General features: G+C 45.2%; 1 pseudogene. It reads right to left on the bottom strand.

Features of this window, described 5'->3' with window-relative positions:
* Positions 1–928 (bottom strand): annotated as a pseudogene (locus tag NW819_RS13865) (macrocin O-methyltransferase); the annotation flags it as partial.

Here is a 928-nt window from a genome sequence, read left to right as displayed (position 1 = left end):
TTAGAGCGAACTCCAGCCGAGCAGAGAGACTGGTTCACGCTCTCATAAGCCAGTGGATTTTCCAAAATTGGATCGACAACATCGAGAATAACACCTCCTGCTGACAGGTGAGCAGTTGACCAGCCCAACCAACAGCCGATCTCCAGAGCAGATTTTCCTCGAAACTTTAGCGCAGTATTGTACAGAATGTGTGCCTCGTCCCGACTAACAAAGCCGATGGTAGGTTGACGTAGATCCGTATGCCAAAGGTGAGGAACTTCTCTCCGTAGATAAGGCCAGGGGTGAGAGCTTGGCTCGGCCGCAATCATTGAAGGAAAGCTATGGTCAAGATGTATTCTAATCTGGTTAGGCGATACGTAGTCGTATCTCTTGACCGGAGTGGAGATGATGCCTGCATACCGCAAGCTAGCTTCAATCTTAAAACCTTCAGTTGTAAGCGCAATATGAGTTGGTCTCACCTTAACGTCGGCTGTAAGATGTATGATTCCTACTGGATTGTGAGGTGGAAAAGGATCCACCCAAATCTTCCTTTGCAAATCCCATTGGGGCATCTCATAATGGGCTAGCCAGTTGCAATTTAATGGCAAAAGTTCAACTCTATCCAGACCTATATCTCTATAAATAGCCACGTTTAGAGCAAACTGGTCTGTCCACAAATCAAGGCACCTAGAAATAGCTTGACCTAATCTTTTGCCCCATATTGACCAATGAATAGACTGTCTGGCACCAGAAAACACACCAGCATTTAGCAGAGGCTCTATATCTAAACGATCAAATTCCGTGTGGTAGAAGTAAAGGTGGTAGTGCCAAGATATCCAAGTTTGCATCCAGGGTCTATTCTTATGTTTAGCTACTAACTCTGGAACTATTGAGAAGCTCTTTCTTTTTGCTCCTAAGACAAGAAGATCAATCGCAGACCAGTCTTGCA

Origin of the sequence: Synechococcus sp. R8-2, assembly GCF_047461715.1 — a bacterium.
Lineage (GTDB): Bacteria > Cyanobacteriota > Cyanobacteriia > Thermostichales > Thermostichaceae > Thermostichus.
The sequence above is the reverse complement of the archived record's forward strand: the minus strand, read 5'-3'. Positions and strand labels throughout refer to the sequence as shown.